Source organism: Picosynechococcus sp. PCC 11901, assembly GCF_005577135.1.
Taxonomy (GTDB): domain Bacteria; phylum Cyanobacteriota; class Cyanobacteriia; order Cyanobacteriales; family MRBY01; genus MRBY01.
Window position 1 is genome coordinate 1,255,235 of the sequence record NZ_CP040360.1, and the last position, 25,019, is coordinate 1,280,253.

24 protein-coding genes are annotated in these 25,019 nt (G+C 51.2%); 15 read left to right on the plus strand and 9 right to left on the minus strand.

Annotated elements, in window-relative coordinates; translation table 11 throughout:
* Positions 1-63: 63 nt before the first annotated feature.
* From FEK30_RS07025 to FEK30_RS07045, 5 genes are all read right to left on the minus strand, one after another.
* Complete coding sequence (locus FEK30_RS07025) at positions 64-3,258, minus strand: efflux RND transporter permease subunit (protein ID WP_138072582.1); 3,195 nt, start codon at positions 3,256-3,258, stop codon at positions 64-66.
* Between the two features lie 115 nt (positions 3,259-3,373).
* A complete protein-coding gene (gene arsC / locus FEK30_RS07030; RefSeq protein ID WP_062432404.1) occupies positions 3,374-3,772 on the minus strand; it encodes an arsenate reductase, glutathione/glutaredoxin type in 399 nt (132 codons plus the stop codon).
* 16 nt (positions 3,773-3,788) lie between these two features.
* On the minus strand, positions 3,789-4,928 hold the full coding sequence (gene arsB, locus FEK30_RS07035; protein ID WP_065715974.1) for an ACR3 family arsenite efflux transporter: 1,140 nt from the start codon (positions 4,926-4,928) through the stop codon (positions 3,789-3,791).
* Positions 4,929-5,003: 75 nt separating this feature from the next.
* Positions 5,004-5,321: an ArsR/SmtB family transcription factor gene (locus FEK30_RS07040; protein WP_138072584.1), complete on the minus strand. Its 318-nt coding sequence runs from the start codon at positions 5,319-5,321 to the stop codon at positions 5,004-5,006.
* Positions 5,322-5,349: 28 nt separating this feature from the next.
* Complete coding sequence (locus FEK30_RS07045; protein ID WP_255447985.1) at positions 5,350-6,609, minus strand: efflux RND transporter periplasmic adaptor subunit; 1,260 nt, start codon at positions 6,607-6,609, stop codon at positions 5,350-5,352.
* Positions 6,610-6,794: 185 nt separating this feature from the next.
* On the opposite strand from FEK30_RS07045, the gene rseP reads away from it, so the two are divergent.
* The 8 genes from rseP (at position 6,795) to argS (ending at position 15,234) form a co-directional block, all read left to right on the plus strand.
* The gene (gene rseP / locus FEK30_RS07050; RefSeq protein ID WP_030005851.1) at positions 6,795-7,886 is read left to right on the plus strand and encodes an RIP metalloprotease RseP; all 1,092 of its coding nucleotides are present in this window, start codon (positions 6,795-6,797) and stop codon (positions 7,884-7,886) included.
* A gap of 54 nt (positions 7,887-7,940) precedes the next feature.
* The gene (locus FEK30_RS07055) at positions 7,941-8,207 is read left to right on the plus strand and encodes a DUF3493 domain-containing protein (protein ID WP_030005852.1); all 267 of its coding nucleotides are present in this window, start codon (positions 7,941-7,943) and stop codon (positions 8,205-8,207) included.
* A 42-nt stretch (positions 8,208-8,249) separates the two neighbouring features.
* Complete coding sequence (locus FEK30_RS07060; protein WP_138073764.1) at positions 8,250-9,155, plus strand: S66 peptidase family protein; 906 nt, start codon at positions 8,250-8,252, stop codon at positions 9,153-9,155.
* Positions 9,156-9,221: 66 nt separating this feature from the next.
* Positions 9,222-9,947, plus strand: coding sequence for a triose-phosphate isomerase (gene tpiA / locus FEK30_RS07065; protein ID WP_138072586.1), 726 nt, complete (start codon positions 9,222-9,224; stop codon positions 9,945-9,947).
* A 114-nt stretch (positions 9,948-10,061) separates the two neighbouring features.
* Positions 10,062-12,110, plus strand: coding sequence for a magnesium chelatase ATPase subunit D (gene bchD / locus FEK30_RS07070; RefSeq protein WP_138072588.1), 2,049 nt, complete (start codon positions 10,062-10,064; stop codon positions 12,108-12,110).
* Between the two features lie 116 nt (positions 12,111-12,226).
* Complete coding sequence (locus tag FEK30_RS07075) at positions 12,227-12,832, plus strand: Uma2 family endonuclease (RefSeq protein ID WP_065710143.1); 606 nt, start codon at positions 12,227-12,229, stop codon at positions 12,830-12,832.
* Positions 12,833-12,935: 103 nt separating this feature from the next.
* Positions 12,936-13,319, plus strand: coding sequence for a DUF4346 domain-containing protein (locus tag FEK30_RS07080; RefSeq protein ID WP_030005857.1), 384 nt, complete (start codon positions 12,936-12,938; stop codon positions 13,317-13,319).
* Between the two features lie 151 nt (positions 13,320-13,470).
* Complete coding sequence (argS, locus tag FEK30_RS07085; protein ID WP_138072590.1) at positions 13,471-15,234, plus strand: arginine--tRNA ligase; 1,764 nt, start codon at positions 13,471-13,473, stop codon at positions 15,232-15,234.
* Between the two features lie 444 nt (positions 15,235-15,678).
* Here the strand turns inward: argS and FEK30_RS07090 are convergent, their stop codons facing one another.
* From FEK30_RS07090 to FEK30_RS07100, 3 genes are all read right to left on the minus strand, one after another.
* Positions 15,679-16,482 (minus strand): M48 family metallopeptidase, encoded by an 804-nt coding sequence (locus FEK30_RS07090; protein WP_030005859.1) that lies wholly within the window; start codon positions 16,480-16,482, stop codon positions 15,679-15,681.
* Positions 16,483-16,484: 2 nt separating this feature from the next.
* Positions 16,485-17,060: an RdgB/HAM1 family non-canonical purine NTP pyrophosphatase gene (rdgB, locus tag FEK30_RS07095; protein ID WP_138072592.1), complete on the minus strand. Its 576-nt coding sequence runs from the start codon at positions 17,058-17,060 to the stop codon at positions 16,485-16,487.
* Positions 17,061-17,222: 162 nt separating this feature from the next.
* On the minus strand, positions 17,223-17,435 hold the full coding sequence (locus FEK30_RS07100; protein WP_012306233.1) for a high light inducible protein: 213 nt from the start codon (positions 17,433-17,435) through the stop codon (positions 17,223-17,225).
* A gap of 248 nt (positions 17,436-17,683) precedes the next feature.
* Between FEK30_RS07100 and FEK30_RS07105 the strand changes: the two genes are divergently transcribed.
* From FEK30_RS07105 to FEK30_RS07120, 4 genes are all read left to right on the plus strand, one after another.
* Positions 17,684-18,673: a phosphotransferase enzyme family protein gene (locus tag FEK30_RS07105; RefSeq protein WP_012306234.1), complete on the plus strand. Its 990-nt coding sequence runs from the start codon at positions 17,684-17,686 to the stop codon at positions 18,671-18,673.
* Between the two features lie 325 nt (positions 18,674-18,998).
* The gene (locus tag FEK30_RS07110; RefSeq protein ID WP_138072595.1) at positions 18,999-19,520 is read left to right on the plus strand and encodes a Ycf51 family protein; all 522 of its coding nucleotides are present in this window, start codon (positions 18,999-19,001) and stop codon (positions 19,518-19,520) included.
* Between the two features lie 56 nt (positions 19,521-19,576).
* Complete coding sequence (locus FEK30_RS07115) at positions 19,577-20,749, plus strand: iron-containing alcohol dehydrogenase family protein (protein WP_138072597.1); 1,173 nt, start codon at positions 19,577-19,579, stop codon at positions 20,747-20,749.
* Between the two features lie 90 nt (positions 20,750-20,839).
* The gene (locus FEK30_RS07120; protein WP_138072599.1) at positions 20,840-21,982 is read left to right on the plus strand and encodes a 5-(carboxyamino)imidazole ribonucleotide synthase; all 1,143 of its coding nucleotides are present in this window, start codon (positions 20,840-20,842) and stop codon (positions 21,980-21,982) included.
* Here the strand turns inward: FEK30_RS07120 and FEK30_RS07125 are convergent.
* Entirely contained in the window at positions 21,979-22,392 is a 414-nt protein-coding gene (locus tag FEK30_RS07125) for a gamma-glutamylcyclotransferase family protein (RefSeq protein WP_138072601.1), read from the minus strand. The genes FEK30_RS07120 and FEK30_RS07125 overlap by 4 nt on opposite strands.
* A 94-nt stretch (positions 22,393-22,486) precedes the next feature.
* Between FEK30_RS07125 and FEK30_RS07130 the strand changes: the two genes are divergently transcribed.
* The 3 genes from FEK30_RS07130 to FEK30_RS07140 all read left to right on the plus strand — a co-directional run bounded on the left by FEK30_RS07130 (position 22,487) and on the right by FEK30_RS07140 (position 24,983).
* Positions 22,487-23,185, plus strand: coding sequence for a response regulator transcription factor (locus tag FEK30_RS07130; RefSeq protein WP_138072603.1), 699 nt, complete (start codon positions 22,487-22,489; stop codon positions 23,183-23,185).
* Positions 23,186-23,256: 71 nt separating this feature from the next.
* Entirely contained in the window at positions 23,257-23,544 is a 288-nt protein-coding gene (locus FEK30_RS07135) for a DUF3288 family protein (protein ID WP_030005865.1), read from the plus strand.
* The gene (locus FEK30_RS07140) at positions 23,535-24,983 is read left to right on the plus strand and encodes a bifunctional orotidine-5'-phosphate decarboxylase/orotate phosphoribosyltransferase (RefSeq protein ID WP_138072606.1); all 1,449 of its coding nucleotides are present in this window, start codon (positions 23,535-23,537) and stop codon (positions 24,981-24,983) included. Before FEK30_RS07135 ends, FEK30_RS07140 begins: the two co-directional genes overlap by 10 nt.
* Positions 24,984-25,019: the final 36 nt, after the last annotated feature.

Consider the following 25,019-nt stretch of genomic DNA (forward strand, 5'->3'; position numbering starts at 1 on the left):
TTTTTCTCATAACGAAGATCATTTCCCCATTGTAGAGGGATTTTTCTAAGCACTTTTTCGGCCCTAACGTAGGACTTTGGTCGGCAGCTCTTCTTCTACAACCACCGGGCGGGGACGCTTGGTGCGGGGGGTTCCCAGTTCATGGAGCAGGGTATAAAAACAGGGAATAATAAAGAGGGTCAACACCGTTGCCAAAGAAAGGCCGGAGAAGACCACAACCCCCAAGGGCTGCAGAAATTCTGATCCTTCGCCAATGCCCAGAGCCAGGGGAAATAAGCCCAAGACCGTCGTAATCGTTGTCATGAGGATCGGCCGGAGACGCTGGGGGGCCGCCTCCAAAATCGCTGCCCGGTAACTCAGGCGATCGCGTTCTCGAATTTGGTTCGCCAGTTCTACCATGATGATCGCGTTGTTAACGACAATCCCCACCAAGAGCACTGCCCCAACAATCACCGTCGCCCCAATCGCTGTCTGGGTAACGAATAGACCTAAAATGCCGCCGGCCAAAGCCAATGGCACCGTCAGCATGATCACCAACGGATCGATGAGGGAGTTGTATTGCACCGCCATCACCACAAACACGAGGAAAGCCGCCATCCCCCCAAGGAGTTGGAGGGCCAGTTGAATTTGACGATTAGTTTCTGCTGCCGAACTGGGCAAGAGGCTCACCCCTGCGGGCAACTCAAGACCGGCAATGATTTGATTTACTTCGCTGAGGGCGTCACTCAGGCTGGCCCCTTCAACAAGATTTCCTTCGAGGATCAACACCTGTCGCTGGTTAATGCGTTGGATTTCCCCTGGGGCATCACCGGAGGTAATGGTGGCGAGATCCCCCAGTTGTACCGGTTGTCGGGTGCTGGTAAATAAAGGAATACTTCGTAATTGGGCGGCCCGTTGAATGGTCTGGGGTTCGAGTTGGACACGGATATCCACCAGGCGATCGCCCCGTTGCAGTTGGGTGGGCACAGAGCCATCGAGGGCCGTTTGAATCGTGCTGCCAATCGCTTCAGCAGAAAGTCCTAGGGCGGCGGCCCGTTGCCAATCGGGGCGGATTTGCACTTCCGGTTGGGGGGGAGCCGCATCGGGTTCATAGCTAGCGAGGGTTGCCTGGGACTCCAGGGCCGCTAAAACCTGTGCGCCCGCCTGCTCAAGGATGTCTGTATTTGCACCTTGGAGCATCACATCCACATCGGCCCGGGACGGAGAATTACTCAAAATCAAGCCCCGCACACTGCCCGGTCGCATCCGAATTGAGGTGCCAATCGCCGGAATTTGTTCGGCCACGAGCTGATTGATCCGGTCGGTGTAGGCTTGGACATTGCTGCCAGGTTTGAGGGTGACACTACTCGACCCCCGCAGCGCGTTACTGACCGTTGAAGTGCCGAATAAAGCCCCCCCGGAAGTGGTAAAAACATACTCTGTTTCTGGTTGCGCAAGCAGCAAATCTTCTACAGCTTGCATCACTGTGCGGTTTTCTTCGACCGTGGTGCCTGGGGGGAAGGTCGCCCGTAATTCCGCTTGGCCTGTATTGATCCGGGGTAAAATTTCCTGGGGCAATTGGCCCACCATCCATAAACTGCTGCCCCCAAAAACGGCGATCGCCCCGGCAATCACCAATAATTTCCGCCGCAGAATCAGGCCCAAAACGCGACTATAGAGGGTCGTTAAGCGATTGATAAAAGCACCAAACCACTGAATCGGCAGCGCCCGCTGGAGGTTACTGGACCAACGTACCGCGAGTAGTCGTGAAGAAAGGGCGGGTACCACCGTCAGAGCAATAATCAGAGAAGCGGCCACCGAGAAACTGATAGTCAAAATCAGTTCGCTAAAAATCAGCGCTAAAAAGCCCCCCACCAACAGAAAGGGCAACACGGAAACCAGGTTTGTCGTCGTCGAGGCAAATAAGGCCGATTCCAACTCCTGACTACTGGCTTCGACGGTGCGTTGCAATTTCCGCCGTGAACCCTGCTCGGACTTCACTTTTTCGGCCCCAGCGGTGATATTTTCGAGCATCACAATGGCGTTATCCACCACGACCCCGACCCCCAGGGCTAGGCCCCCCAAACTAAACACGTTGAGGGAGAGATTGAAGGTAAACATCAAGATCAGTGCCGTCAACGTCGCCAGGGGAATTGACAAAACAATAATGAGGGTTTGGCGCACTGAGCCTAGAAACAATAAAACGGCGATCGCCGCGAGGGTTGCCCCGGTCAGTCCTGACACCGCCACATTCTGAATTGAACTGCGGATAAACACCGACTCGTCTAAGGTTGCCGTACGATCCATATCCGCAGGGATCAGGCCGGATTGTTGCAGTTCTGCTAACTTTGCTTTCACCCCATCCACCACTTGCACCGTGTTGGCATCGGGTTGTTTCTGGACACTCACCTTCACCGCTGGTTGGCCATTGAGGGTAACGACTAACCGCTCCTCCACCGTGCCATCCGTAATCTGGGCCACGTTCTGGAGGGTGATCGTCTGGGGATTTTCTGGGGTGCCCAGGCGGATCGGTAAGTTACGAATTTCCGTTACGTCATTGAATTGTCCCAACAGGCGGGTGAGGGATTCTTGATCACCACCCCGCAGTAAACCACCAGAAGCATCTTGGTTCCGTTCCCCCAGGGCGTTGAGTACCGTGGGGACATCTAAACCCAGGGCTTGGAGGCGTTCTAAATCGAGGTTGACTTGGATTTCTTCTTCAACCCCACCGGAAATATCCACATTGGCGACCCCCGGCACCCGGATTAATTCTCGCGCCAGGTCATTATCGGCAAAAATTCGTAGATCCACCGGCGCTAGGGTACTGGAGGTTAAGGCCATCTCGTAGACAGGCAACTGGGACGGATCAAATTTAAATACCCTAGGCTGACTGATGTTGTCGGGGAGGGAATTGCGCGCCCGGTTGAGGGTTGCTGTTGTGTCGTTCAGGGCTTGATCGACATCGGCGCCAGGCTGAAAAAAGAGATCGATACTGATCCGGCCTTCCCTGGTCTGGGAAAAAATTTGAGTCACCCCTTCCGTGGCGGCGAGGGCTTCTTCGAGGGGTCTGGTAATTTCGTTAACGGCCACTGCGGGGACGACCCCGGGGGCATCAGCCCGTACACCAATGCGCGGATAGGTAATGGAAGGGAGTAAATCCACGGGCATCCTGAAGATGGCATAAAATCCCATCACCACAACGGCGATCGCCAACATCAGGGTGCCGATATGACGCCGGATGGCGAGGGTCGTCAAGCTTAGATTTGATTTTGCGCTCATGGCGGATGCACCGGGAAATTGGACAAGAAGAAGCTACTTTTTAGACATTAGGGAGCAATCTTTGGTTCAAAATTTGTCAATTTAGCCAAAAAACCGCTACCTCCTGCAAATCGCCCTAAGATGTTAACTTTTTTAGCAACTGGTTGACTTGTCCTTGTATTTCATCTCTGACATTCCGAAAAATTTCGGGAGGCTGTCCATCGGGATCTTGAATTTGCCAATCTTCGAATATGGGCCGTGTCACCCAGGCGGCGGGTAGATTGACCCCGCAACCACAGAGGGAAATCACCGCATCGTAATCTTCTGGGTTAAATTCGGCTAAAGCATTAGAGGTTTGCGGCGTCAGATCAAGACCCACTTCAGCCATGGTGGCGATCGCCCCTGGATGGACCCGCGAAGCTTCGAGACCGGAACTGTGGACGATCACCTTGTCTGCACCGAGATGTTTCGCCCAACCCTCCGCCATTTGGGAGCGACAGGAATTGCGCCGACAGACGAACATAATTTTTTTCATGGCAGGTTTTGCTTCCCTAAAAATTGCACGAATTAAGACAACGGGGATCGGGGAGCGTTGCTTTTTCCGGCTCCCGGGGAAACCAAAAAGCAGTTCTCTGACACACCTTCACCAACATCAACATCACCGGCACTTCGATCAAAACTCCTACCACCGTGGCGAGGGCAGCCCCAGAATTTAACCCAAACAGCACCACCGCCGTGGCGATCGCCACTTCAAAATGATTACTCGCCCCAATCAAGGCCGCCGGGGCTGCATCTTCATAGGTAAATCCCAACTTCTGGGCCGCAACATAGGCGATCGCAAAAATGACATTAGTTTGGATCAAGAGCGGGATGGCGATTAGCAGAATGTGGAGGGGTTGATTGATGATCAATTCCCCCTTGAGAGCAAAGAGCAGCACCAAAGTTGTCAGTAATGCCAGCACTGCCACCGGGGTGAGAAACTGCAAAAACTGGGTTTCAAACCAGGCCCGACCATAGCGACGCAGCAGCCATTGCCGACTCAAGATGCCCGCCGCTAACGGTAAGCCCACATAAATCAAAACCGAGTACACAATGGTTTGCCAGGGCACCGTCAGATTATTCGTCGCCAGGAGCCATTTCCCCAAGGGCGCATAGACAAAGAGCATCATCAAAGAATTTACTGCCACCATCACCAAGGTGTGACCCTGGTTGCTGTAGGACAGATAGCCCCACATCAGCACCATCGCCGTACAGGGGGCAATTCCCAACAGAATACAACCCGCGATATAGGAATCCGCCAGGGCAATTTCTGTCCCCCGAATGATCTCCGTGGCGCTGAGCAAAGGCCGAAATAAATACCCCAGAAAAAACTGGGCAAAAAAGACCATCGTAAAGGGTTTAATCAACCAATTGATCACCAACGTGAGGGTCACTGGTTTTGGCGTTTGGGCTGCTTTGACGGCTTGGGAAAAATCAATTTTCACCATGATTGGGTACATCATAAAAAACAGACACACCGCAATCGGCAACGACACATTGTAGAGACTGAGGGCATCGAGGCTTTGGGCAATCGCCGGAAAAAGACGACCGAGCAAAATCCCCGCAACGATACAAAGGGCCACCCAGAGGGTCAGATATTTCTCAAATATATTGAGCTGTCCCCCTGCCTGCACCGCCTTGGTTTTAACCATGACTAAAAAAATCCTGCTGAGGCTTACAGGACTCAATATATCAAAAAAAATTGATTTATATTCTGGGTTGAGGTTTTAGTCCGTACAGGGGCGGGCAGGCAAAATTTCCCCAAAGCGCCGATATGCTGCCAAATAAGATTCTAGGGCGATAAATTGGGCCAAATTCAGCCGATAGTAAATCCAGCGGCCTTCTTGTCGGGTTAGAACCAACTCACTCTCTTTAAGGATTTTCAGGTGAAAAGAAAGTTTGGACTGCTTTAAATCCAAGACATCACACAATTCACACACACACAATTCTTGGGCGCGCAACCGTTCCAGAATCTCCAAACGAATGGGATCTCCTAAGGCTTTGAAGCCCTGCAAAATTAAGGTTAGGTCTTGGGTGAGGGACATTAAATCAAAAATGATTGATATTTCATGGTTATTCGGACAGCAAACTTAAGCGGACTGTTTGTCCAGTTTCCAGGGGGCGATCGCCTTGGACAACATACCGTTCCCCGGCACTGAGGCCACTCAAGATAGCGACCATGCCATTATCTTCGGGGCCGACCTGCACCGGACGCGCTTGCACAGTTGTTGTGTCACCCTGGGTAACGGGCACAAATACCGTTGTTTGGTTGCCATTATTCCCCGTGGTGAGGGCGGATGCGGGAATCATGACAGCCGTGGTGAGGTTGGGATCTGTGAGGCTGACCCGCGCCAATAACCCTGTGGCAATTTTTCCTGCGGGATTGGGGATGGTCACTTCAATGGGAATTAAACGGGCAGCGGCATCGGCCACAGGAGAAATGCGGGTGACTTCGCCGGGAAAGGTTTCCCCAGGGAAGGCATCGAGGGCCACATTAACCCGTTGACCTTGGGCAAATTGACTCAGATCCCGGTCAGAGATTTGGATTTCAACTTTAATAGCGCTCAGATCGCCAATTTCGACGAGGGTTTGCCCCCCTTGAATCGTATCGCCAGCTTCGGCCTGCTTACTAAGGAGAATGCCACTTTGGGGCGCTGTGATTTGGGTATAGGTAAGGCGTTCTTGGGCCTGGGCGAGGATCGCTTGTTGGGCCGTCACCCGTTGCTTGGTGGCGGCGATCGCCTGTTGACGGGTAATGACTTGTTCTTGGCTGGCTTTTAGTACCTGGGCGGCAGTGGCTTGCTGGGTTTGGGCAACCTCGGCTTGTTGGGCGGCGATCGCCCCCGCTTCGGCTAACTGTTGGAGACGGCGGGCATCGGCTTCGGCTTGTTTGAGTTCGGCCCGGTTCCGTTCTACCTGGGCTTTGGCTTCGGCAAGAACGGATTCTGCTTCTTTTACTTCAAATTGCCGGGCGGCCAGTTCGGCTTGGGCTTCACTGACATCGGTGCGAGGTAAGTCCTGTTCCACGGCAGCGAGCAGTTGACCTTGGCGGATAAAATCTCCCACATCTGCATTAAGGGTAAGCAATTGTCCCTCGACCCGGGAGCGGACTACCACTTGTTTCAGGGCCATGGTGGTGCCGGTATAGCTGGCGGTGGGGGCTGTTTCTGTCCCAGTGGCGATCGCCACCTCGACTAGGGGCGGTTGGTCTGACTGTTCTAGGCGGCCCGCTGGTTGGGCATTGCTATTTTGTTCGAGGGCGCATCCCGTCGAAACAAAGGCCAGGGTTAGGGATAAACAGGCACCGATGGGGAGATGAAATTGCTGAGCCATAGGAGAGCACCAAGGAGGGGAATAGCAGGCAAAAAACTTAATGTTTCTTAAAGGTTTTGTCGCCGCTGATTCTAACATCTCAATTTTGAGGCTGCCGCTCACCCAGGTCTTTCTCCCATAACTCCGATGGCGATCGCCTACAATAGCTAGAACATAAAAAATCACTACAACATCAAGAGAACGTTATGTCCGTACTGGCGGCGATCGCAGTTTTGGCACTCCTCATCGTGATCCATGAGTTGGGTCACTTCTCAGCAGCCCGACTTCAAAATATCCATGTCAACCGCTTTTCCATTGGCTTTGGGCCGACCCTGCTCAAATACCAAGGCAAAGAAACCGAGTATGCGGTGCGCGCCTTTCCCCTCGGTGGCTATGTGGGCTTCCCCGATGATGATCCAGACAGTGATATCCCCCCAGAAGACCCGAACCTCTTGCGCAATCGTCCCGTCTTTGACCGGGCGATCGTGATCAGTGCCGGGGTCATTGCCAATTTAATTTTTGCCTACTTCCTCCTCGTGGTACAGGCAGGCACCGTGGGTTTCCAAGATATTAACTATCAACCGGGTGTACGCATTCCCCAAGTATTAACCGAAGTAGACTCCCCAGCAGCAGCAGCAGGTATTCAAAGCGAAGATATTGTCCTGGCCGTTAATGGCCAAACCCTCCCCAGTGGCCAAGCTGCTCTTGAGGAATTGCGGGTGCTGATTCAGGAGGCTCCCAACGAAACCCTTAATTTGCAACTCCAACGGGGCGCAGCAACGCTCACTGTAGATGTAACCCCCGATGCGGGGAGTGATGGGCAAGGGAAAATTGGGGTGATGTTAGCTCCCAATGGTGAAATTGTGCGCAACCGTGCCGGTAATCCCATTGCGGCCCTCCAGGCAGGCTCCCGGGAGTTTCAGCGGCTTGCCAGTCTCACAGTGCAAGGCTTTGGTCAACTCATCTTCAATTTCCAAGAAACAGCCCAACAGGTGGCTGGCCCCGTGGCGATCGTGGCGGTGGGAGCCGATTTAGCAAAAGATGATCTGAGTAATCTGTTCCAATTTGGTTCACTCATTAGCATTAACCTGGCGATTATTAACATTTTGCCCTTACCCGCTTTAGACGGCGGCCAACTGGCCTTTCTCCTAGTAGAAGGAATTCGCGGGAAACCTCTGCCGATGCGCCTCCAGGAAAACATTATGCAAACGGGCTTAGTCCTGTTACTTGGCCTTGGGGTTTTTCTCATCGTGCGCGACACCGTCAATCTAGCTTTTTTCCAAAATTTAATCCGTTAATTTCTTTGTTCCGTAGGGGTTAACGCTGGTTAATCCCTCGCAATTGATACAACCATGAGTCAAAAGTTCACCCCCGAAAAAATGGCCCGGCTACGGGCGGAAGCCAAAAATCCTTACCGTTCGCTCCGCCAATTTATTTATCTATGCTTTGGGTTGTCTGGGGGCGTTGGGGGGATGATTTTTCTGTTGCAAATTGCCGCTGGGCGAGATTTAGACCAAGCGATTCCGAATCTTGTGGTGCAGGCTGGGGTTGTGGGGTTAATGATTTTTCTCTGGCGCTGGGAAAACAAAAATAAACTCGCCAGTCAAGAGAAAGAATAAGCTGGATCTCACCAATTGGCCCGTTAATTTTAAATGAATAAATTGATGCTGCCCCCTTGGTTACAACCGGGGAATTTATTGAAAGTGATTGCCCCTAGTGGTCGTTTGCTAGAGCAGGATGCCTTTTGGGCTGGGGTAGATATTTGGCGATCGCAAGGATATCAGGTAGAACTGACGGCGGGTTGGGACGCGCGCTGGGGCTATTTAGCGGGCAATGATCAGGGGCGACGGGACGCCTTGGCAGAAGCCTGGTTTGACCCAGATTGCAAAGGCATTCTCTGTGCGCGGGGCGGCTACGGGGGGATGCGCCTCCTAGAGAATTGGGACTGGAAAATTAATCAAGTGACTCCCAAATGGCTGATCGGCTTTTCGGACATTACCAGTCTATTGTGGAGTTTAGGCACGGTGGGCATTGCCAGTATCCACGGCCCCGTTTTAACTACTTTTGCGGCAGAACCCGATTGGTCTAGGCAAAGATTATTTGATTTCTTGGCAGGAAAACCCCTTGAAGCGCTCCAGGGCAAGGGTTGGGGCAATGGCCAAGCTGAAGGAATTTTATTGCCCGCAAATTTGACGGTGGCGACCCACATTCTCAAAACACCGTTACAGCCGAATTTTAAGAATGTAATTTTGGCCCTCGAAGATGTGACAGAAGCGCCCTACCGCATTGATCGCCTGTTAACCCAATGGCGGCTGCTGGGGGCTTTTGAAAAAATCAAAGGCATTGCCCTCGGTCGTTTTAGCCAATGTGATGAGTTGGGTTCAGCGGACAGTTTTAGCGTTATGGAAGTGCTTGGCGATCGCCTCCAGGATTTAAACATTCCGATCGTCGCCGAGTTGCCCTTTGGCCATGATGGGATTAATGCCGCTTTACCCGTGGGAGTTCCGGTAATTTTAGATGGCGATCGCGGTTTACTCTCTTTCCCGGAGAAGCCGACCCCCCATTAGCACCGCTTCGGCAATGGGGTAAACTGGATCCCTGTGCATTGTAAGGAAAGCATTAGTAGGAAAGCCGTGCGAAAGATCATTATTGCGGGTAATTGGAAAATGTATAAGACTCAAGCCGAGTCTTTAGACTTTCTCAAAGCATTACTGCCCAAAATCGCCGATGACCATGAAGAACGAGAAGTGGTACTCTGTACGCCCTTTACCGATTTAGGCTTAATGTCCAAGAGTCTCCACGGAACGCGGGTACGTCTAGGAGCACAAAATATCCACTGGGCTGACGAAGGTGCCTTTACTGGGGAAATCTCCGGGTCAATGCTGACGGAAATGGGCGTCCGTTATGTCATTGTGGGCCATAGCGAAAGACGGCAATATTTTGGTGAAACCGATGAAACCGTAAATCAACGCCTTAAAGCGGCCCAACGCCACGGTCTAACCCCGATTCTCTGTGTTGGTGAAAGCAAAGCCCAACGGGATGCTGGCGAAACGGAAGCGGTGATTTTTGCCCAGTTAGAGCAAGATTTAGTCGATATTGATCAAAATAACTTGGTTGTTGCCTACGAACCCATTTGGGCCATTGGCACAGGTGACACCTGTGATACCACCGAAGCAAACCGAGTCATTGGTCTGATCCGCGAAAAACTCACCAATAAAAATGTCACCATCCAATATGGTGGTTCCGTTAAACCGAATAACGTTGATGAGATTATGGCCCAGCCCGAAATTGACGGAGCCTTGGTAGGTGGTGCGAGCCTAGAGGCAGAGAGTTTTGCCCGCTTGGTGAACTATGTGTAAGTTCTAATCAATTTTTCATTGGGTGGGGGTTTACCATGGTAAACCCCTACGTTTTAATCATCTTTTCATTTCCACATTGCCAAACTTTTATTTTTATAAAAACTTTTTTGATAGATGCCTACTCTCACGACATCGCGCACGACCTTTCCCCTAACAGCGGTGGTTGGTCAAGATGTAATCAAAACTGCTCTCCTGCTGGGGGCCGTTGATCCTGCCCTTGGTGGGGTGGCGATCGCCGGGAAACGGGGCACCGCAAAATCCGTGATGGCCCGGGGAATCCATTCCCTTTTGCCCCCCATCGAAGTCATTCAGGACAATCCCTTTAACTGTGATGTGCAGAACCGCAGTGACTGGGACGATCTCACCGCAGCGGCCTATGGTGAGACTGTCAGCGAAAACATTCCCACAGAAGTAATTGCCGCGCCTTTTGTACAAATCCCTCTGGGCGTTACCGAAGATCGTCTCTTGGGTTCTGTGGATGTCGAAGCTTCCGTGCGCCAGGGAGAACCTGTTTTCCAACCCGGTCTATTAGCCCAAGCCCATCGGGGTGTGTTGTACATCGATGAAATCAACCTCCTTGATGACCAAATTGCCAACCAACTCCTGACGGTCTTAACCGAAGGACGCAACCAAATCGAACGGGAAGGTATTAGTTTTTCGCACCCCTGTCGGCCCCTCCTCATTGCCACCTATAATCCTGAGGAAGGAAATCTGCGGGAACACCTCCGCGATCGCATCGCCATTACCCTGTCTGCCGATCGCCCCCTCAGCCTCGAAGAACGGGTAGCAGCGGTGGATCAAGTCGTGCAATATGCCACGGCCCCCAAGGATTTTCTCCAAAGCTATGAAGAAGACCTCGATGCCCTCCGCACCCAAATTATCCTGGCCCGGGAATGGCTCAAGGAAGTCAAAATCAGCAAAGACCAAGTGGCTTACCTCGTGAGCGAAGCAGTGCGTGGTAGTGTCGAAGGTCACCGGGCCGAACTGTTTGCCGTGCGCGTTGCCATGGCTGCCGCTGCCCTTGATGGCCGGAATGTAGTAATTGCCGATGATCTCCGCACAGCGGTCGAACTGGTGATTTTGCCCAGGGCCACGACAATCCCCACCCCAGAGGATGAGGATATGCAGCCACCTCCACCGCCGCCACCCCCTCAATCCCAGGATGATCAACAGGACGAGGAGGATCAATCCCAAGACGAAGATCAAGAGGATCAAGACGACGACGATCAAAACGAAGACCAAGAGGAACAGCCGGAACAGGAGCCGACGATTCCCGAGGAATTTGTATTTGACCCAGAGGGGGTTGTGCTTGACCCAGGGATTCTCGCCTTTGCCCAAATGATGCAAAACAAAGGCAACTCCGGGAAACGGGGCTTAATTTTCTCCGATGACCGGGGCCGTTACATTAAGCCGATGTTACCCCGGGGGAAAGTGCGACGCATTGCGGTGGATGCGACCCTGCGGGCGGCGGCTCCCTACCAAAAGGCGCGACGACTGCGACACCCTGAGCGAAAAGTGATCGTCGAACAAAGCGATCTGCGTTCTAAACGGATGGCCCGTAAAGCAGGGGCTTTGATGATTTTCCTTGTTGATGCCTCTGGATCTATGGCCCTGAACCGAATGCAGGCAGCAAAAGGGGCGGTGATGCGTCTGCTGACAGAAGCCTATGAAAACCGTGACCAAATTGCGTTGATCCCGTTCCGGGGCGAAATGGCGGAGGTGCTTTTACCTCCTACCCGTTCGATTACTTTGGCGCGCAATAGATTAGAAACTTTGCCCTGTGGTGGTGGTTCACCGCTGTCCCATGGGTTAACCCAAGCTGTGCATATCGGTGTGAATGCGCAAATGTCCGGTGATGTGGGTGAAGTAGTAATCGTCGCGATTACTGATGGTCGGGGCAATATTCCCCTCTCTCGTTCCCTCGGCGAAAAACCAGAGGAAGGGGAAGAAAAACCTGATATTAAAGAGGAACTTCTGGATATTGCCGGTAAAATCCGTGCTTCTGGGATGAAACTGCTGATTATTGACACAGAGAAGAAGTTTATTTCCTCTGGCTTCGGTAAAGAGCTAGCTGCTAAAGCGGGGGGTAAATATTACCGTCTGCCCAAGGCCACAGATCAGGCGATCGCCGCCATGGCCAAAGGAGCAATGGCCGAAATTTAGGCGATTTTAAATCCATAAAAGCTTCAGGGGCGATTGTCTACAAAGGCGATCGCCTTTATTTTTTCTTCCGGGGGCAAAGCTAAAATAAAACCATCTGGCTCACGGGAAAACCCACCATGGCAACCACTCTCTTGATTCAAAGTAATCTGGCTCCTCTTGAAGTCTCCTTTCCGGCGATCGCCAAAATGGAAAAAGATGAATTTTACGCCTTTTGCCGCGCCAACCCTGAATTACGCATCGAACAAACTGCCACAGGAGAAGTCATCATTATGTCCCCTGCCACTTCGGATACTGGCAATCGAAATTTTAATCTCGCTGCTTATCTTTGGTTATGGAGCGAACAGGATGGTACAGGTCTAGGCTTTGATTCGAGTGCCGGTTTTACGTTGCCTAATGGCGCGACCCGTTCCCCCGATGCGTCTTGGATGCGCCGTGAAAAGTGGGACAACCTAAGCGATGAGGAGAAAAATTCCTTTGCGCCGATTTGTCCCGATTTTGTAATTGAGTTGCGTTCCAAAAGTGATGCCCTCAAAACGCTACAAGCAAAAATGGTGGAATATCTGGAAAATGGTGTGTCTTTGGCTTGGCTCATTGATCGCCAAAACCGCACCGTCCACATCTATCGACCCCAGCAATCGCCCCAAATTCTCGAAAATCCGGACACAGTCAGTGCCGATCCTGAACTGCCAGGATTTACATTATCCCTCGCGAAAATTTGGTGATTTTTAGGCGATCGCCTTTTAGTTCAAGAATTTTTGGTGACGAAACCCCGTAGGCTATACTAAAAAGCTGTGCCAAACGCCATCCAAGATTACTGCCTTCACCATGACTGTTAACGCCGAAGAACGGGCTAAACTTGACAACGAATTATCCAATCGGTTTATTGACCTCGATCCCGACGGTTATTTTATTATCTACCTAGACCGTGAACAAGGCTTAATTTGCGCGAAACATTACACCAATACGATTAACGATAAAGGTTTAGCCACAGATCCAGAAACCGGAGAAGTCCTCGCCTGCAAAGGTAGTTTAGAACGGACTCATGTCACTGTTTACACTGGCCGCACCGCAAAAGAATTAGGCATTGAAATCACCGAAAAAGCCGATCCCTGTCCCATTTCCAAGTTAGATCATGCCCTATATCTCGGACGGGAATTTGTCAAAGCAGAAATCGCCCTTCTTTCCGGCACAGAATACATTCAAGATTAATTGAATTGAAACATATCTAAAAAAAGATGTTTGTCAATGCGATCTTCAAGTAAGAATAATATTTCGCCAAACTAATTCGCATATTTCTTTTACAGCAAACAAAATATAAAACTCTTTTTTATAACTAAAACTAAAAAAACAATCATTTATCATGAAATCTATTTTGTCGCAATTAAAAACGGCTGTTTCTGAGGCTCTGATCAAGGCATTTGGCGAAGATCTTAAAGATACTGATCCCCTTGTTGTCCCTGCTAGTAATCCGAAATTTGGTGATTATCAGTCTAATGTCGCCCTATCGCTAACGAAAACACTGAAGAAAAATCCTAGGGAAATTGCCCAAAGTATTATCGAAGCTTTAGACATTGCTGATCTTTGTGAAAATCCGACCATTGCCGGGCCTGGTTTTATTAACTTCAGCCTCAAACCGAGCTATTTAGCCACACTTTTAAAGGAAGTTCAGCAAAGCGATCGCCTTGCCATTGAGCCAGCAGAAAATCCCCAGAAAGTCATTGTAGATTTTTCTAGTCCGAACATTGCTAAAGAAATGCACGTCGGCCACCTCCGCTCAACGATTATTGGGGACTCTATTGCACGGATTTTAGAGTTTCGGGGCCAGGATGTTTTACGCCTCAACCATGTGGGGGATTGGGGCACGCAATTTGGGATGTTGATCACCTATTTAAAAGAAGCCTATCCCGATGCTTTAACGAAAGCAGATGTTCTCGACATTGGTGATTTGGTCGCATTTTATAAAAAAGCAAAGGTTCGTTTTGATGAAGATGAAGCCTTTAAAGAAGCCTCTCGAAATCAAGTCGTAAAATTACAATCTGGAGACGAAGAAAGTCAAAAAGCGTGGCAATTGCTCTGTGAACAATCCCGCCGAGAATTTCAAAAGATCTATGACATTCTAGATATCAAATTAACGGAACGGGGCGAGTCTTTTTACAATCCATACCTGGCAGATGTTCTAACGGCATTGGACGAAGTGGGTTTGTTAGAAGAAGATGCCGGGGCGCAATGTGTTTTCCTCGAAGGGTTTAAAAATAAAGATGGCGATCGCCTACCATTGATTGTCCAAAAATCCGACGGGGGCTTTAACTATGCCACCACTGATTTAGCAGCAATTCGTTATCGCATCACAGAAGATCAGGCCAAACGGATCATCTACGTGACAGACTCTGGTCAGGCCGGACATTTCGCCCAGGTGTTCCAGGTGGCAGAGCGTGCTGGGTTTTTACCCGATGATGTGGAAGTTGCCCATGTGCCCTTCGGCCTTGTGCAAGGAGAAGATGGCAAAAAACTCAAAACCCGTGCTGGCGATACGATCAAGCTCAAGGATTTATTGGATGAAGCTGTCAACCGCTCCCGCGCTGATTTAGAAAAACGTCTCGCCGAAGATGAACGCCAGGAAACAGCAGACTTCATCGAAAAAGTCTCCCAGGTGGTCGGGATTGGAGCTGTGAAATATGCTGACCTGAGCCAAAATCGCACCAGTAATTACATCTTTAGCTTCGATAAAATGTTGGCGCTCCAGGGCAACACGGCACCCTATATGCTCTATGCCTATGTGCGTGTCCAAGGGGTCAGTCGCCAAGGGGGCATTGACCTCAGCACCCTCACCCTACCCACCGATACGCCGATTATTCTTGAAGAGGCCGCTGAACTGACCCTAGCCAAACATTTACTGCAACTGAGTGAAGTTCTGATGAGTGTTGAGCAGGATCTGATGCCCAATCGCCTCTGTGAATACCTCTATGACCTCAGCCGCAAATTCAACCAATTTTATGAGGCTTGCCCGATCCTCAAGGCCGAAGGCGATCGCCGCATTTCCCGGTTAATCCTCGCCGACACCACGGCCCGCACCCTCAAATTGGGTTTATCTCTCCTGGGGATTGAGGTGCTAGACCGAATGTAGTCCTGAACCCTTATTCCTTCAGAAGAGTTGCCAACATCGCCCGCGAGATCGATAAGCAAATATTACAAGATATAAAGTATCCATCACCGCTACCTATCTTTGCTGATACCTTATAAGCAAGGTACAAAATAAAAGTTCTGAAAAAGCTTTTATTCGGACGAAGAGATTGAGCGGTTGTACCTCCTTTGTTCGGTCTCGCCCAGAAGTCCTTCTCAACATTTCAAGTTGAAGATAGACTCGGTTATTCCCCCTAACGGAATCGGGTAATCGGGCTATAATCACTGCCTGTTAGGTATCGTTTTTCGAGAAGCGCTTGTTGGGTTCGTTGTTAACCTCGTTTTGTTGTTTGGTAAATCTTTTTGTTAGTTAAATTTGGATTGTAAGCCTGCTCCCCTGAGTAGGCTTTCGCCTTGTTTGGGGGAAATCATCCCAAACAGCGGTAGATTAATCTTGGGTTAATACCTCTGGCAGAGGGGTATATTCACCGATGGGGTAGCCCCTTTGCTGAATTAACGTTTTGAGGTGTTGCACTCGCTTTGCGGGGGCCGGATGGGTCGCAAGAAAATCCCAATTGGCCCCTTGTTTTTGGCTCATCGCCTCAAAGAAATCCGTTGCACCAGCGACCTGTCCATAGGTGGCATAGAGCAAATCCAAACCATATTCATCGGCTTGTTTTTCTTGGGCTTGGGAAAAGCGTGAGGTACTGACAATTTGCGCGACATCTCCCAACCAACTGACATCACCAAAAATAGAAGAGATCACTGTACGGATTACGAGGGCCCGACCAATATTACGCAGATGGTCTCGGTTGGCAAAGTGACCGATTTCATGGCCCAACACCATCATTAAGGCGTTTTCTGAGTCCATTTGATCTAACAACCCTTGATAGACCAATACTGTATCCCCCGGCAGGGCCGCGGCATTCACCACATCCTGGGGAATATAGAGGAGTTGGTAGTCACGTTTTTCTTTAGCGCCAGCAGGAATTTCTGCTTCCAGGCGGTCGAGCAGGGCATTGAGTTCGTCTTGGGCGGGCGAAGGTTCGGCTTGGGGTTCGTAGATTTTGACCAGGGCTTGCCCTAACCGTTGCTCCCAACTCACGGGCATCTGGACAATGAGCCAGTTGACACTGAAGTTTAATAGCCAAATCAAGAGGGCGATCGCACAGATAAACATTCCCCCAAGGGTAAGGAGTTCTCGGAGGGACGCTTCAGGGTTGCGATCTTCTGGGGTGGGGGGAGCAGGCATCGTTAATCGAGGAGTGTGGCAAGACGCGGCAACAACAGTGCAAAGGCTTGGCCCCGGTGACTGACGTTATGTTTGAGCGCCGCTGACATTTCCGCAAAGGTCTGTTGATATTCTGGCACATAAAAAATGGGGTCATAGCCAAAGCCCCCTGCCCCCCGCAGTTCCGGGAGAATTTCTCCGGGACAGTCTCCTTGGACTTGGGCGGCAATGGTACCGTCTGGTTTGGCGATCGCCACAGCGCAGATAAATTTCGCGCGGCGATTGGGATTGTTGCCCAGTTCCGTTAACAGACGTTCAATGCGTTCTTGGTCGGTGGTGCCGTAGCGGGCTGAATACAGACCAGGGGCACCGTTGAGGGCTTCGACGGCTAAACCAGAATCATCGGCGATCGCCCATTGGTTGAGGGCCTTTGCCACTTGAGAGGCCTTGAGAGCTGCATTTTCGAGGAATGTTGTGCCTGTTTCTTCGATGTCGAGTTCCGGGGGCTTGAGCTGCAATTCCCAGGGCAAATCCTGGAGATAGGCTTGCATTTCCTGTAATTTACCGGGGTTTCCGGTGGCGACGACGAGGACGGGCATGGGCGTTAAATATCTGAATGAGAAATTAAAAAAGTTAACCGGGAGTACCGGGCAGCGACTCCTATTTTAAGGAAATTTGCCGAAAAAAAAGACGACCAAGGGCCGCCCTACACAAACTTATGCTGTTGAGATGTTGTTTGAAAAAATTAAAAGCTGCTGGTCTTACTGAAAAATACCAATGACACCGTGGCCGGTGAAGATTTCGAGAAGAAGTAAAGAAGCAAAACCGATCATTGCGGCGCGACCATTGAATTTTTCTGCGTATTCGGTAAAGCCGACGCGGGGATTTTCTTGGACGTAAACGGTGGGCTCTACGGCAAAGGTGTTCATTTTGCCTTGGTCGTCGATGATGTTGCCTTGGTATTTTTTAGCCATATTGTTATCTGGGGTAAATTAGGTTGTTTTTTATCTTGATTCAAGATTAACAAGTTTTGTAACAATTTGCAACATTTTATTTTTCGAGGTTGACAAAAGCTGTAGGTATAAGCGTTTATCCCATTTTAGAAAAGAATTGCAAACTTTTTCTTGATGTTCTGGAAGATGGTGCCATGGGCTACAGATTTTTGGCCCATATCTTTTTAGGTTGATAGTTGATTTGTCCTGCACCTGAGGGGCTGCGGTCTATGGTCTGCTCGGATTTCCCCGTCATTTACTCCACGCTATCGGCGATCGCCCTCCGGGAGCGTGTGCTGCCGCAATATGGCCTTAAGACCGTCAGCCAATGTGAGTTATGGAATCGGGGCTTGAGTGATATTTATTTTGTGCAAGCAGCCCAGGATACGTTTGTCTTGCGGGTCTCCCATCACCATTGGCGATCGCCCACGGAAATTTTTTTCGAGCTAGATTTTTTAAATTTTCTCAAGGCCCAGGGTTTACCGGTGGCGGCTCCTTTACCGACGGAAGCTGGTGAATGGGCAGTCAAAATTCAGGCCCCAGAAGGCGATCGCTATGCCACTCTGTTTCCCTTTGCCCCAGGGGAAATTGCCCTAGGGGGGTGGAACGAAAGCCAAAGTCGTCATTTAGGGGCAGTGGTGGCGCAGATCCATCAGGTCAGCCAAGACTTTATCTGTGACCACCCGCGCAAACCCCTAGATCTTGAGTATCTGTTGGATGAATCCTTGGGCGTGATTTTGCCGTTTTTTGGCGATCGCCCCCGGGATTGGGGTTTCATGCAGGACATTGCCCACAAAATCCGCGAAACTTTAGCGCAACTCCCCAAGGAAAAGCCCCTCTGGTCGGTCTGTTGGGGGGATGCCCACTGCGGCAACGTCCATTTCACCGAAGATCATCAGCTCACCCTCTTCGACTTTGACCAATGCGGTTACGGTTGGCGCGCCTTTGAAATTGGCAAATTTTTCCAGGGGGCACTCACCACAGGTCTCCAGCGACGGGTGCGAGAAGCCTTTATCGCGGGCTATGAGTCCCAAACCACCTTTGTCGCCCAGGAACAGGCGGCTCTCCAGGCCCTCACCCAACTGGCTTATATTTGGTCGTGGCGCATCAGTCTCACCAGTATTCAAATTTTTAACAACAGCCAACTGGATCGTCACTACCTCACCCAGCGGCTAGAACGACTCAAGGCTTTATCTTCGCGGGATTGGCAATTATTCTAAATCTCCCCAGTGATAAATCTATGTGACATGACCCAGGCTGAGGGAAAATGTCGCGAAAAGTTGAAAAATTTCCTGATCAAAAATGGTATGTTCTGCTACACTTAGCGTTGTGTAAAGAAATATTTCGGGCTTCGTGCTGGGAACGCGTGGTTTGAAATCTTGTATTTTTTCGATGCAAAAACAACAACAAGCTTGAGTCATGCCAGCGATCGCCTCGCTGGTTTTTTCTTGGGGCCCTTGCTGGGATAATGGAAGCCACAACTTTTAATGATCCCTTAATTAACTGCACTGGCCTTGTGCCAAAACGTTTTTACCGAACTGACCCATGGAAAATTTAGATTTTGCCCTTTATACCCAGTGGTCTGCCTACGCCACCTTGTTCTTTGCGGTCTTGGCGATCGCCGCGTTTCTTTTTAAGTGGGGCATCCGTTTCCGCTTAGTCGGCACCACCGGCTTTATGATTGTGCTTACCATTGGTTTGTTTGGCCTCAGCTTAGGACTCTTTAGCCGTAGTGTTGTGCCGGGGGCCGTGCGCTATGCCCTGGTCTACGACAATGGTGCCAACCTAGCTGTTGTCTCCGTGAAGCCTGAAGTGACTGCCGAGGAAATCAATGCAACCCTCCGCCAAGCTTCTAATGACCTCTTTTCCTACGGACGCATTGGCAATGGCGATAATAAATTTACCGTGCGCCTCCGGGTGATGAGTCACCCCGAACCCGGCGTTTCCGAACCCCTCTATCTAGGTCAAGTCCAACGCGCCATTGCCGACCGTGAAAATGGGGCCCTGGACATCCAGCTTTATCCAGAAAATCTCAAAAAGCTGCCCCAACCCAATGCGATTAGTTAGGATCTAGGGAAGTTTTTCTCAACCGTTTCGTCGCCATTTCTTCGCTACCAATACCCATGAAAAAGCCTGCTGCTACCCAAACCCAAACTGTTCCCATGCAAGTGCTGATTGCGCCGGCCCAAGTGCTCAAGGGAAATAACGCCCTGGCCCAAGCTGGTGCGGCGATCGCCCGGTGGGGAAAACGTCCTTTTGTGGTGGGAGGACAGCAGAGCCTCGAAAAATTGGCAGCCCCGCTCCAAACCCTAGCCGAGCAAGAAAAACTCGATCTCGCCAGTGGCAGCTACAGTCCTGACTGTTCCGAAGCGTCCCTCAAGGAACTCAACAAAAAATTTAAAGCCCACAAAGCAGATTTTGTCATCGGTATCGGTGGCGGTAAAGCCCTCGATACGGCCAAGCTCCTTGCTCATCAGCAACGTTGCCCCATTGTGACCGTGCCCACCTCGGCGGCCACCTGTGCTGCTTGGACAGCTCTGTCGAATATTTATTCTGATCAAGGGGCCTTTCAATATGATGTGGCCTTGGAGCAATGCCCGAATCTGTTGATCCTGGACTACGAGTTGGTACGCACGGCGCCGCAACGGACTCTCATTGCCGGGATTGGGGATGCGATCGCCAAATGGTACGAAGCCTCCGTCAGCAGTGGCCATTCCCCCCAGACCCTCACCATTGCCGCCGTCCAAGAAGCGCGGATTCTCCGAGATCTCCTCTTTCAAAAATCCTCCCAGGCGATCGCCGATGTCCACAGTCCCGAATGGCAGGAAGTCGTTGATGCAACAGTTCTCCTCGCTGGCGTGATCGGTGGCTTGGGAGGGGCCAACTGTCGCACCGTAGCCGCCCACGCGGTTCACAACGGGTTAACCCACCTACCTGCGGCCCATGGCATTTTGCATGGTGAAAAAGTTGCCTATGGCATTTTGGTGCAACTCCGTCTCGAAGAAATTTGCCAAAAAAGTCAACTGGCTGAGACTGCCCGCCAACAGCTCCTCCAGTTTTACCGCGATATTGGCTTACCGAAGAGCCTCGCTGATCTCGGTCTAAATACAATGACCTTGGCTGAGCTGCGCCAGGTGGCAGAGATCACCTGTCAGCCCCAGTCAGACATCCACCGCCTACCCTTTACCGTCAACCCAGACCAGTTAATGGCGGCGATGGTTTCCACAGAAGCAACCAGAGAGAGTACCGCCTCTGAGACCCAGTCTGCCCCAGAGGTAACTAAAGCTCAGGCTTAGGCTCGCGGATCTAGACAATTGACATCCGGCAGCCCTCCTAGGGTTTAATGGGGCACGGGCAATCCATATAAAAACGGCAAAAACAAGAGCATGAAACATAAAGTGGGTGTCATTGGCGGCGGACAACTCGCCTGGATGATGGGAGCAGAAGCCCGGAGCCTCGGCATGGAACTGTGGGTACAAACCCCCAACGCCAGTGATCCGGCGGTTTCTAATGCCGATCAAGTGATCATTGGGGCGATCGACGATCTAGAGTCTACGGCCAAGCTGGTGGAAAACTGCCATGTGGTCACCTTTGAAAATGAATTTGTTGATCTCGAAGCCCTCGATACCCTCGTTAAACGGGGGGCAAAATTCTTCCCTTCTCTGCCTTTTCTCGCTGCTCTGTTGGATAAATATGATCAACGGCGCTGTTGTCAACGGTTTGGCATTCCGGTGCCGACCTTTGTCCCTTGGCAACTGGGGGAACCGCTACCCTCTGGTTGGGAATTTCCACTGGTCGTGAAGGCCCGTCGCCATGGTTATGACGGCAAAGGGACATTTATCGTGAAAGATGCTGCGGCGTTACAGACTTTACCAACGGATTTAGCTGATACTCCCTTACTTTTAGAAACGTTTGTGCCCTTTGAGCAGGAATTGGCGGTGATGGTGACCCGCAACCGCCGGGGAGAAATTCGCACCTTTCCGACGGTGGAAACCCAACAGATTGATCAAGTGTGTCGTTGGGTGCTGGCCCCTGCGGCGATCGCTCAAGATGTAGTGAATCAGGTCGAAAAGATTGCCCGCACCTTAGCTGAAGGGTTAAATCTGGTGGGCATTATGGGGATTGAGCTGTTTCTCACTCCCGAAGGACAAGTGTTGGTGAATGAGATCGCCCCCCGCACCCACAATTCCGGCCATTTTAGTTTGGATGCTTGTCAGACTTCGCAGTTTGCAATGCAACTCCAGGCGATCGCCGATCTGCCTTTAGGGAACCCCAAGATGATCACCCCTGGGGCGGTGATGGTGAATTTACTAGGGTTTGAGCACAGTACGGGGAACTATGCCCACAAACGGCAGATGTTGACCCAGTTTCCCCATAGCCATGTCCACTGGTACGACAAAACCAGCGCCAGCCCAGGCCGCAAGCTGGGTCATGTCACAGTTTTAAGTGAGACGAATGACCGAGAAACATTGGTGGCGATCGCCAAGCAAATTGAAGCCATTTGGTATGGTGACTCTAGCCCCACCTAGAAGTTCGAGAAGTTTTGGTTAGCCGTCCAGCGGGAACCAGAAAAAGGCGTCCCTCCCAGTTGGACAACCTTTTCTGGGGTCATCCCATAGACCCAAGCCTCTGTCAGGATCGTTTTTGTCTCCGTGTAAACAGGCGCTTGACGCCGTTGATATTCATTGAGGCTTGGCGATCGCCCCGGTTGATAATCTTCAAGGACATCTAGTTTCCCTAAAACCTTGGGATCCTTGAACCGTAACAGACAACCCTCTACCCAGCCAGGCTCTGGGGTGAGGGCCGGATAACCCACCGGTAACTGATAAAGCTTCCCTGGGATGAAAGCCTTCTCAATGTGGGGGTGATAGGGGGCACAGTAGCGGGGAAAATTTGCTTCTCCTGGCTGGAGGGTGCCATACACGAAAACCTTGAGCATGGTGTGATTTCCGACAAAGAACAACAGAGGGCGAAACCGCGAAAAGCTATAATCAGGGGCAAGATCATGCGCTTTCGTAAGGGGAAAATGGGCGATGGATAAACGCTACAATATTTTGCTTGTCGATGATGAACCGGGCGTCCGGGAGGCGGTTCAAGCCTATTTAGAAGATGATGAAGCCCTAACCGTCACCACCGCTGAGAATGCCACAAAAGCCTGGGATGTTTTGCAAACGTTTACACCGGATTTGGTCATTTCTGACATTATGATGCCCCAGGTGGATGGCTATCAGTTTTTGGAGCAACTGCGCGAAGATCCGCGCTTTAAAACGCTTCCGGTAATTTTTCTAACGGCCCGTGGCATGACTGGCGATCGCATCCAAGGCTACCAAGCAGGCTGTGATGCCTATTTACCGAAACCCTTTGAACCCGAAGAACTCGAAGCGATTGTCAAAAATCTCCTCACCAGAGAAGCGGCGATCGCCGAACAACAAGACGGTGGCGGCAGCAATCTCGAAGGCATTGCTCAGGATCTCCGGGAGATTAAGCAATTTCTCGGTCAGCAAAATCAACTGGTCACCACCCCACCGCCTTTAAAAATTGACCTGACCCCTAGGGAGCAAAGTGTCCTCGATCTCGTGGCCCAGGGACTAATGAATAAAGAAATTGCCAAGGAGCTAGAAACCAGCGTCCGCAATGTCGAAAAGTATGTTAGTCGCCTATTTAGCAAAACGGGAACCAATAGTCGGACAGAATTGGTACGCTACGCCCTCAAGCACGGCTTAACGCAATAGTTGACGAGAAAGTTCCTTCAGTCTTGCGCCATGATTTAGCCCTTTTTGCACTGTTAGTTCCATTCGCGCCGATGCCCCAACAAGATCAAGTCCATCCCCAAGCCAACCGCGATCGCCTGATTGTGGATAGTCTCCTCAAGGGAGAACCCACAGAAAATGCCCTGGTGGAATTGGCACGGCTCCATCTGCGCTATGACGGCTTCCCTGGGGCGAGGGAAATTCAGCAGGATCTGAAATTGCTGTTCCAACAGTGGGGCCTGACAGAGGAAGCTTTATTCGCCAAAACAAGGGAAATCCATGCGGCCGGGCGGGCCTACAAACATCTACGCCATGGCGAGGAGCAACAGGATTGGAGCTAGCACCCGCAACTTTCACCGAAAAACTCACCGGGGCGATCGCCGCCCAAAAGACTCTCCTCGTGGCCGGTCTCGATCCGAACCCGGAAATGCTGCCGGATACTTTACGCACCGGAGATTTAATTCAGAACCTGAAAACGTGGCTTTTGGGGATCATTGACCAGACCCAGGATCTCGTCTGCGCCTACAAGCCGACCCTCGGTTTTTATCAAGCCTTGGGGGTGCCGGGGTTGCAACTGTTAGAAACGGTTTTAGCCCATATTCCGCCTGATATCCCCATTATTCTCGATGCGAAACACGCCGATCTCAATACCAGCAGCCTTTTCGCCCAGGCGATTTTTGAGGCGTGGCAAGTGGATGCAGTCACCCTCAGCGCCTACCCGGGCCAAGACCACGTTGCCCCTTTTTTGCTCTATCCCGACAAAGGCGTTTTCTTGCAATGCCGCACCTCTAACCCCGGCGCCTTTCCCCTGCAAAATTACCCCGACCCGCAACGGCCTTTTTATCTGCACCTGATCCAAGAAATCAAACAGTGGGGCACCCCGGAACAACTTTTCCTAGAAATTGGGGGCGATCGCCCGGCGGTTTTTCGCCAAGTGCGTGCTATTGCTCCGGAACGGTGGATCCTTGCCCGCAGTATCTGGCAACGGAGCGAAAACCTCGAAGAAATCGTGCACCAGGGCTTAAATTCCAATGGGTCTGGCCTCTTAATTCCCATTCCTAACGATGACCTCAGCCAAACCGATTGTCGGCAACCCGTCGCCCAGCTACGGCAAAAGATCGAAGACATCCGCCAGCGTTATACCCCCAGCAACGCCCGGTGTGATTTGCTCCAAGTACCGACAAATTTCCCCGCAGCGCACCCCCAGGCGGAGTTGATTGTGCAGTTGTTTGACCTGGGCTGTTTGCTCTTTGGGGAATATGTCCAGGCCTCCGGAGCGACGTTCTCCTATTACATTGATCTGCGCAAAATTATTTCTAACCCCCAGGTTTTTAACCAGGTGCTCAATGCCTACGGGGCGATCGCCAAAAACCTGAAATTTGACCGCATTGCGGGGATTCCCTATGGTTCGCTCCCCACGGCAACGGGGTTGGCTCTGAAATTAAATTACCCGATGATTTTCCCCCGTAAGGAAGTCAAGGCCCACGGGACGAGGCGGGTGATTGAGGGCCATTTTGAGCCAGGGGAAACGATTCTGGTCGTCGATGACGTGCTGATTACGGGCAAAAGTATCGTTGAGGGGGCGAAAAAACTGGAGTCGGCGGGCCTTACCGTGAAGGAGATGGTGGTTCTCATTGACCACGAAGCGGGCGTTAAGGATCGGCTCCAGGCCCAGGGATATCAAGCCCACGCCATTTTAACCATTTCTGAAATCACCGAAACCCTTTTCCAAGCGGGCCGCATTAACCAGAGTCAGTACGATTGCCTCGTGAACCATTGAGCTTTTTTCGGACAAAATTCTGCCAGGGCTTGGGTC

Bases quoted from the DNA above. Each gene is read 5' to 3' on its own strand.
- FEK30_RS07025 (WP_138072582.1), bottom strand. From the start codon at position 3,258: ATGAGCGCAAAATCAAATCTAAGCTTGACGACCCTCGCCATCCGGCGT.
- arsC (WP_062432404.1), bottom strand. From the start codon at position 3,772: ATGAAAAAAATTATGTTCGTCTGTCGGCGCAATTCCTGTCGCTCCCAA.
- arsB (WP_065715974.1), bottom strand. From the start codon at position 4,928: ATGGTTAAAACCAAGGCGGTGCAGGCAGGGGGACAGCTCAATATATTT.
- FEK30_RS07040 (WP_138072584.1), bottom strand. From the start codon at position 5,321: ATGTCCCTCACCCAAGACCTAACCTTAATTTTGCAGGGCTTCAAAGCC.
- FEK30_RS07045 (WP_255447985.1), bottom strand. From the start codon at position 6,609: ATGGCTCAGCAATTTCATCTCCCCATCGGTGCCTGTTTATCCCTAACC.
- rseP (WP_030005851.1), top strand. From the start codon at position 6,795: ATGTCCGTACTGGCGGCGATCGCAGTTTTGGCACTCCTCATCGTGATC.
- FEK30_RS07055 (WP_030005852.1), top strand. From the start codon at position 7,941: ATGAGTCAAAAGTTCACCCCCGAAAAAATGGCCCGGCTACGGGCGGAA.
- bchD (WP_138072588.1), top strand. From the start codon at position 10,062: ATGCCTACTCTCACGACATCGCGCACGACCTTTCCCCTAACAGCGGTG.
- FEK30_RS07075 (WP_065710143.1), top strand. From the start codon at position 12,227: ATGGCAACCACTCTCTTGATTCAAAGTAATCTGGCTCCTCTTGAAGTC.
- FEK30_RS07080 (WP_030005857.1), top strand. From the start codon at position 12,936: ATGACTGTTAACGCCGAAGAACGGGCTAAACTTGACAACGAATTATCC.
- argS (WP_138072590.1), top strand. From the start codon at position 13,471: ATGAAATCTATTTTGTCGCAATTAAAAACGGCTGTTTCTGAGGCTCTG.
- FEK30_RS07090 (WP_030005859.1), bottom strand. From the start codon at position 16,482: ATGCCTGCTCCCCCCACCCCAGAAGATCGCAACCCTGAAGCGTCCCTC.
- rdgB (WP_138072592.1), bottom strand. From the start codon at position 17,060: ATGCCCGTCCTCGTCGTCGCCACCGGAAACCCCGGTAAATTACAGGAA.
- FEK30_RS07100 (WP_012306233.1), bottom strand. From the start codon at position 17,435: ATGGCTAAAAAATACCAAGGCAACATCATCGACGACCAAGGCAAAATG.
- FEK30_RS07105 (WP_012306234.1), top strand. From the start codon at position 17,684: ATGGTCTGCTCGGATTTCCCCGTCATTTACTCCACGCTATCGGCGATC.
- FEK30_RS07110 (WP_138072595.1), top strand. From the start codon at position 18,999: ATGGAAAATTTAGATTTTGCCCTTTATACCCAGTGGTCTGCCTACGCC.
- FEK30_RS07115 (WP_138072597.1), top strand. From the start codon at position 19,577: ATGAAAAAGCCTGCTGCTACCCAAACCCAAACTGTTCCCATGCAAGTG.
- FEK30_RS07120 (WP_138072599.1), top strand. From the start codon at position 20,840: ATGAAACATAAAGTGGGTGTCATTGGCGGCGGACAACTCGCCTGGATG.
- FEK30_RS07125 (WP_138072601.1), bottom strand. From the start codon at position 22,392: ATGCTCAAGGTTTTCGTGTATGGCACCCTCCAGCCAGGAGAAGCAAAT.
- FEK30_RS07130 (WP_138072603.1), top strand. From the start codon at position 22,487: ATGGATAAACGCTACAATATTTTGCTTGTCGATGATGAACCGGGCGTC.
- FEK30_RS07135 (WP_030005865.1), top strand. From the start codon at position 23,257: ATGCCCCAACAAGATCAAGTCCATCCCCAAGCCAACCGCGATCGCCTG.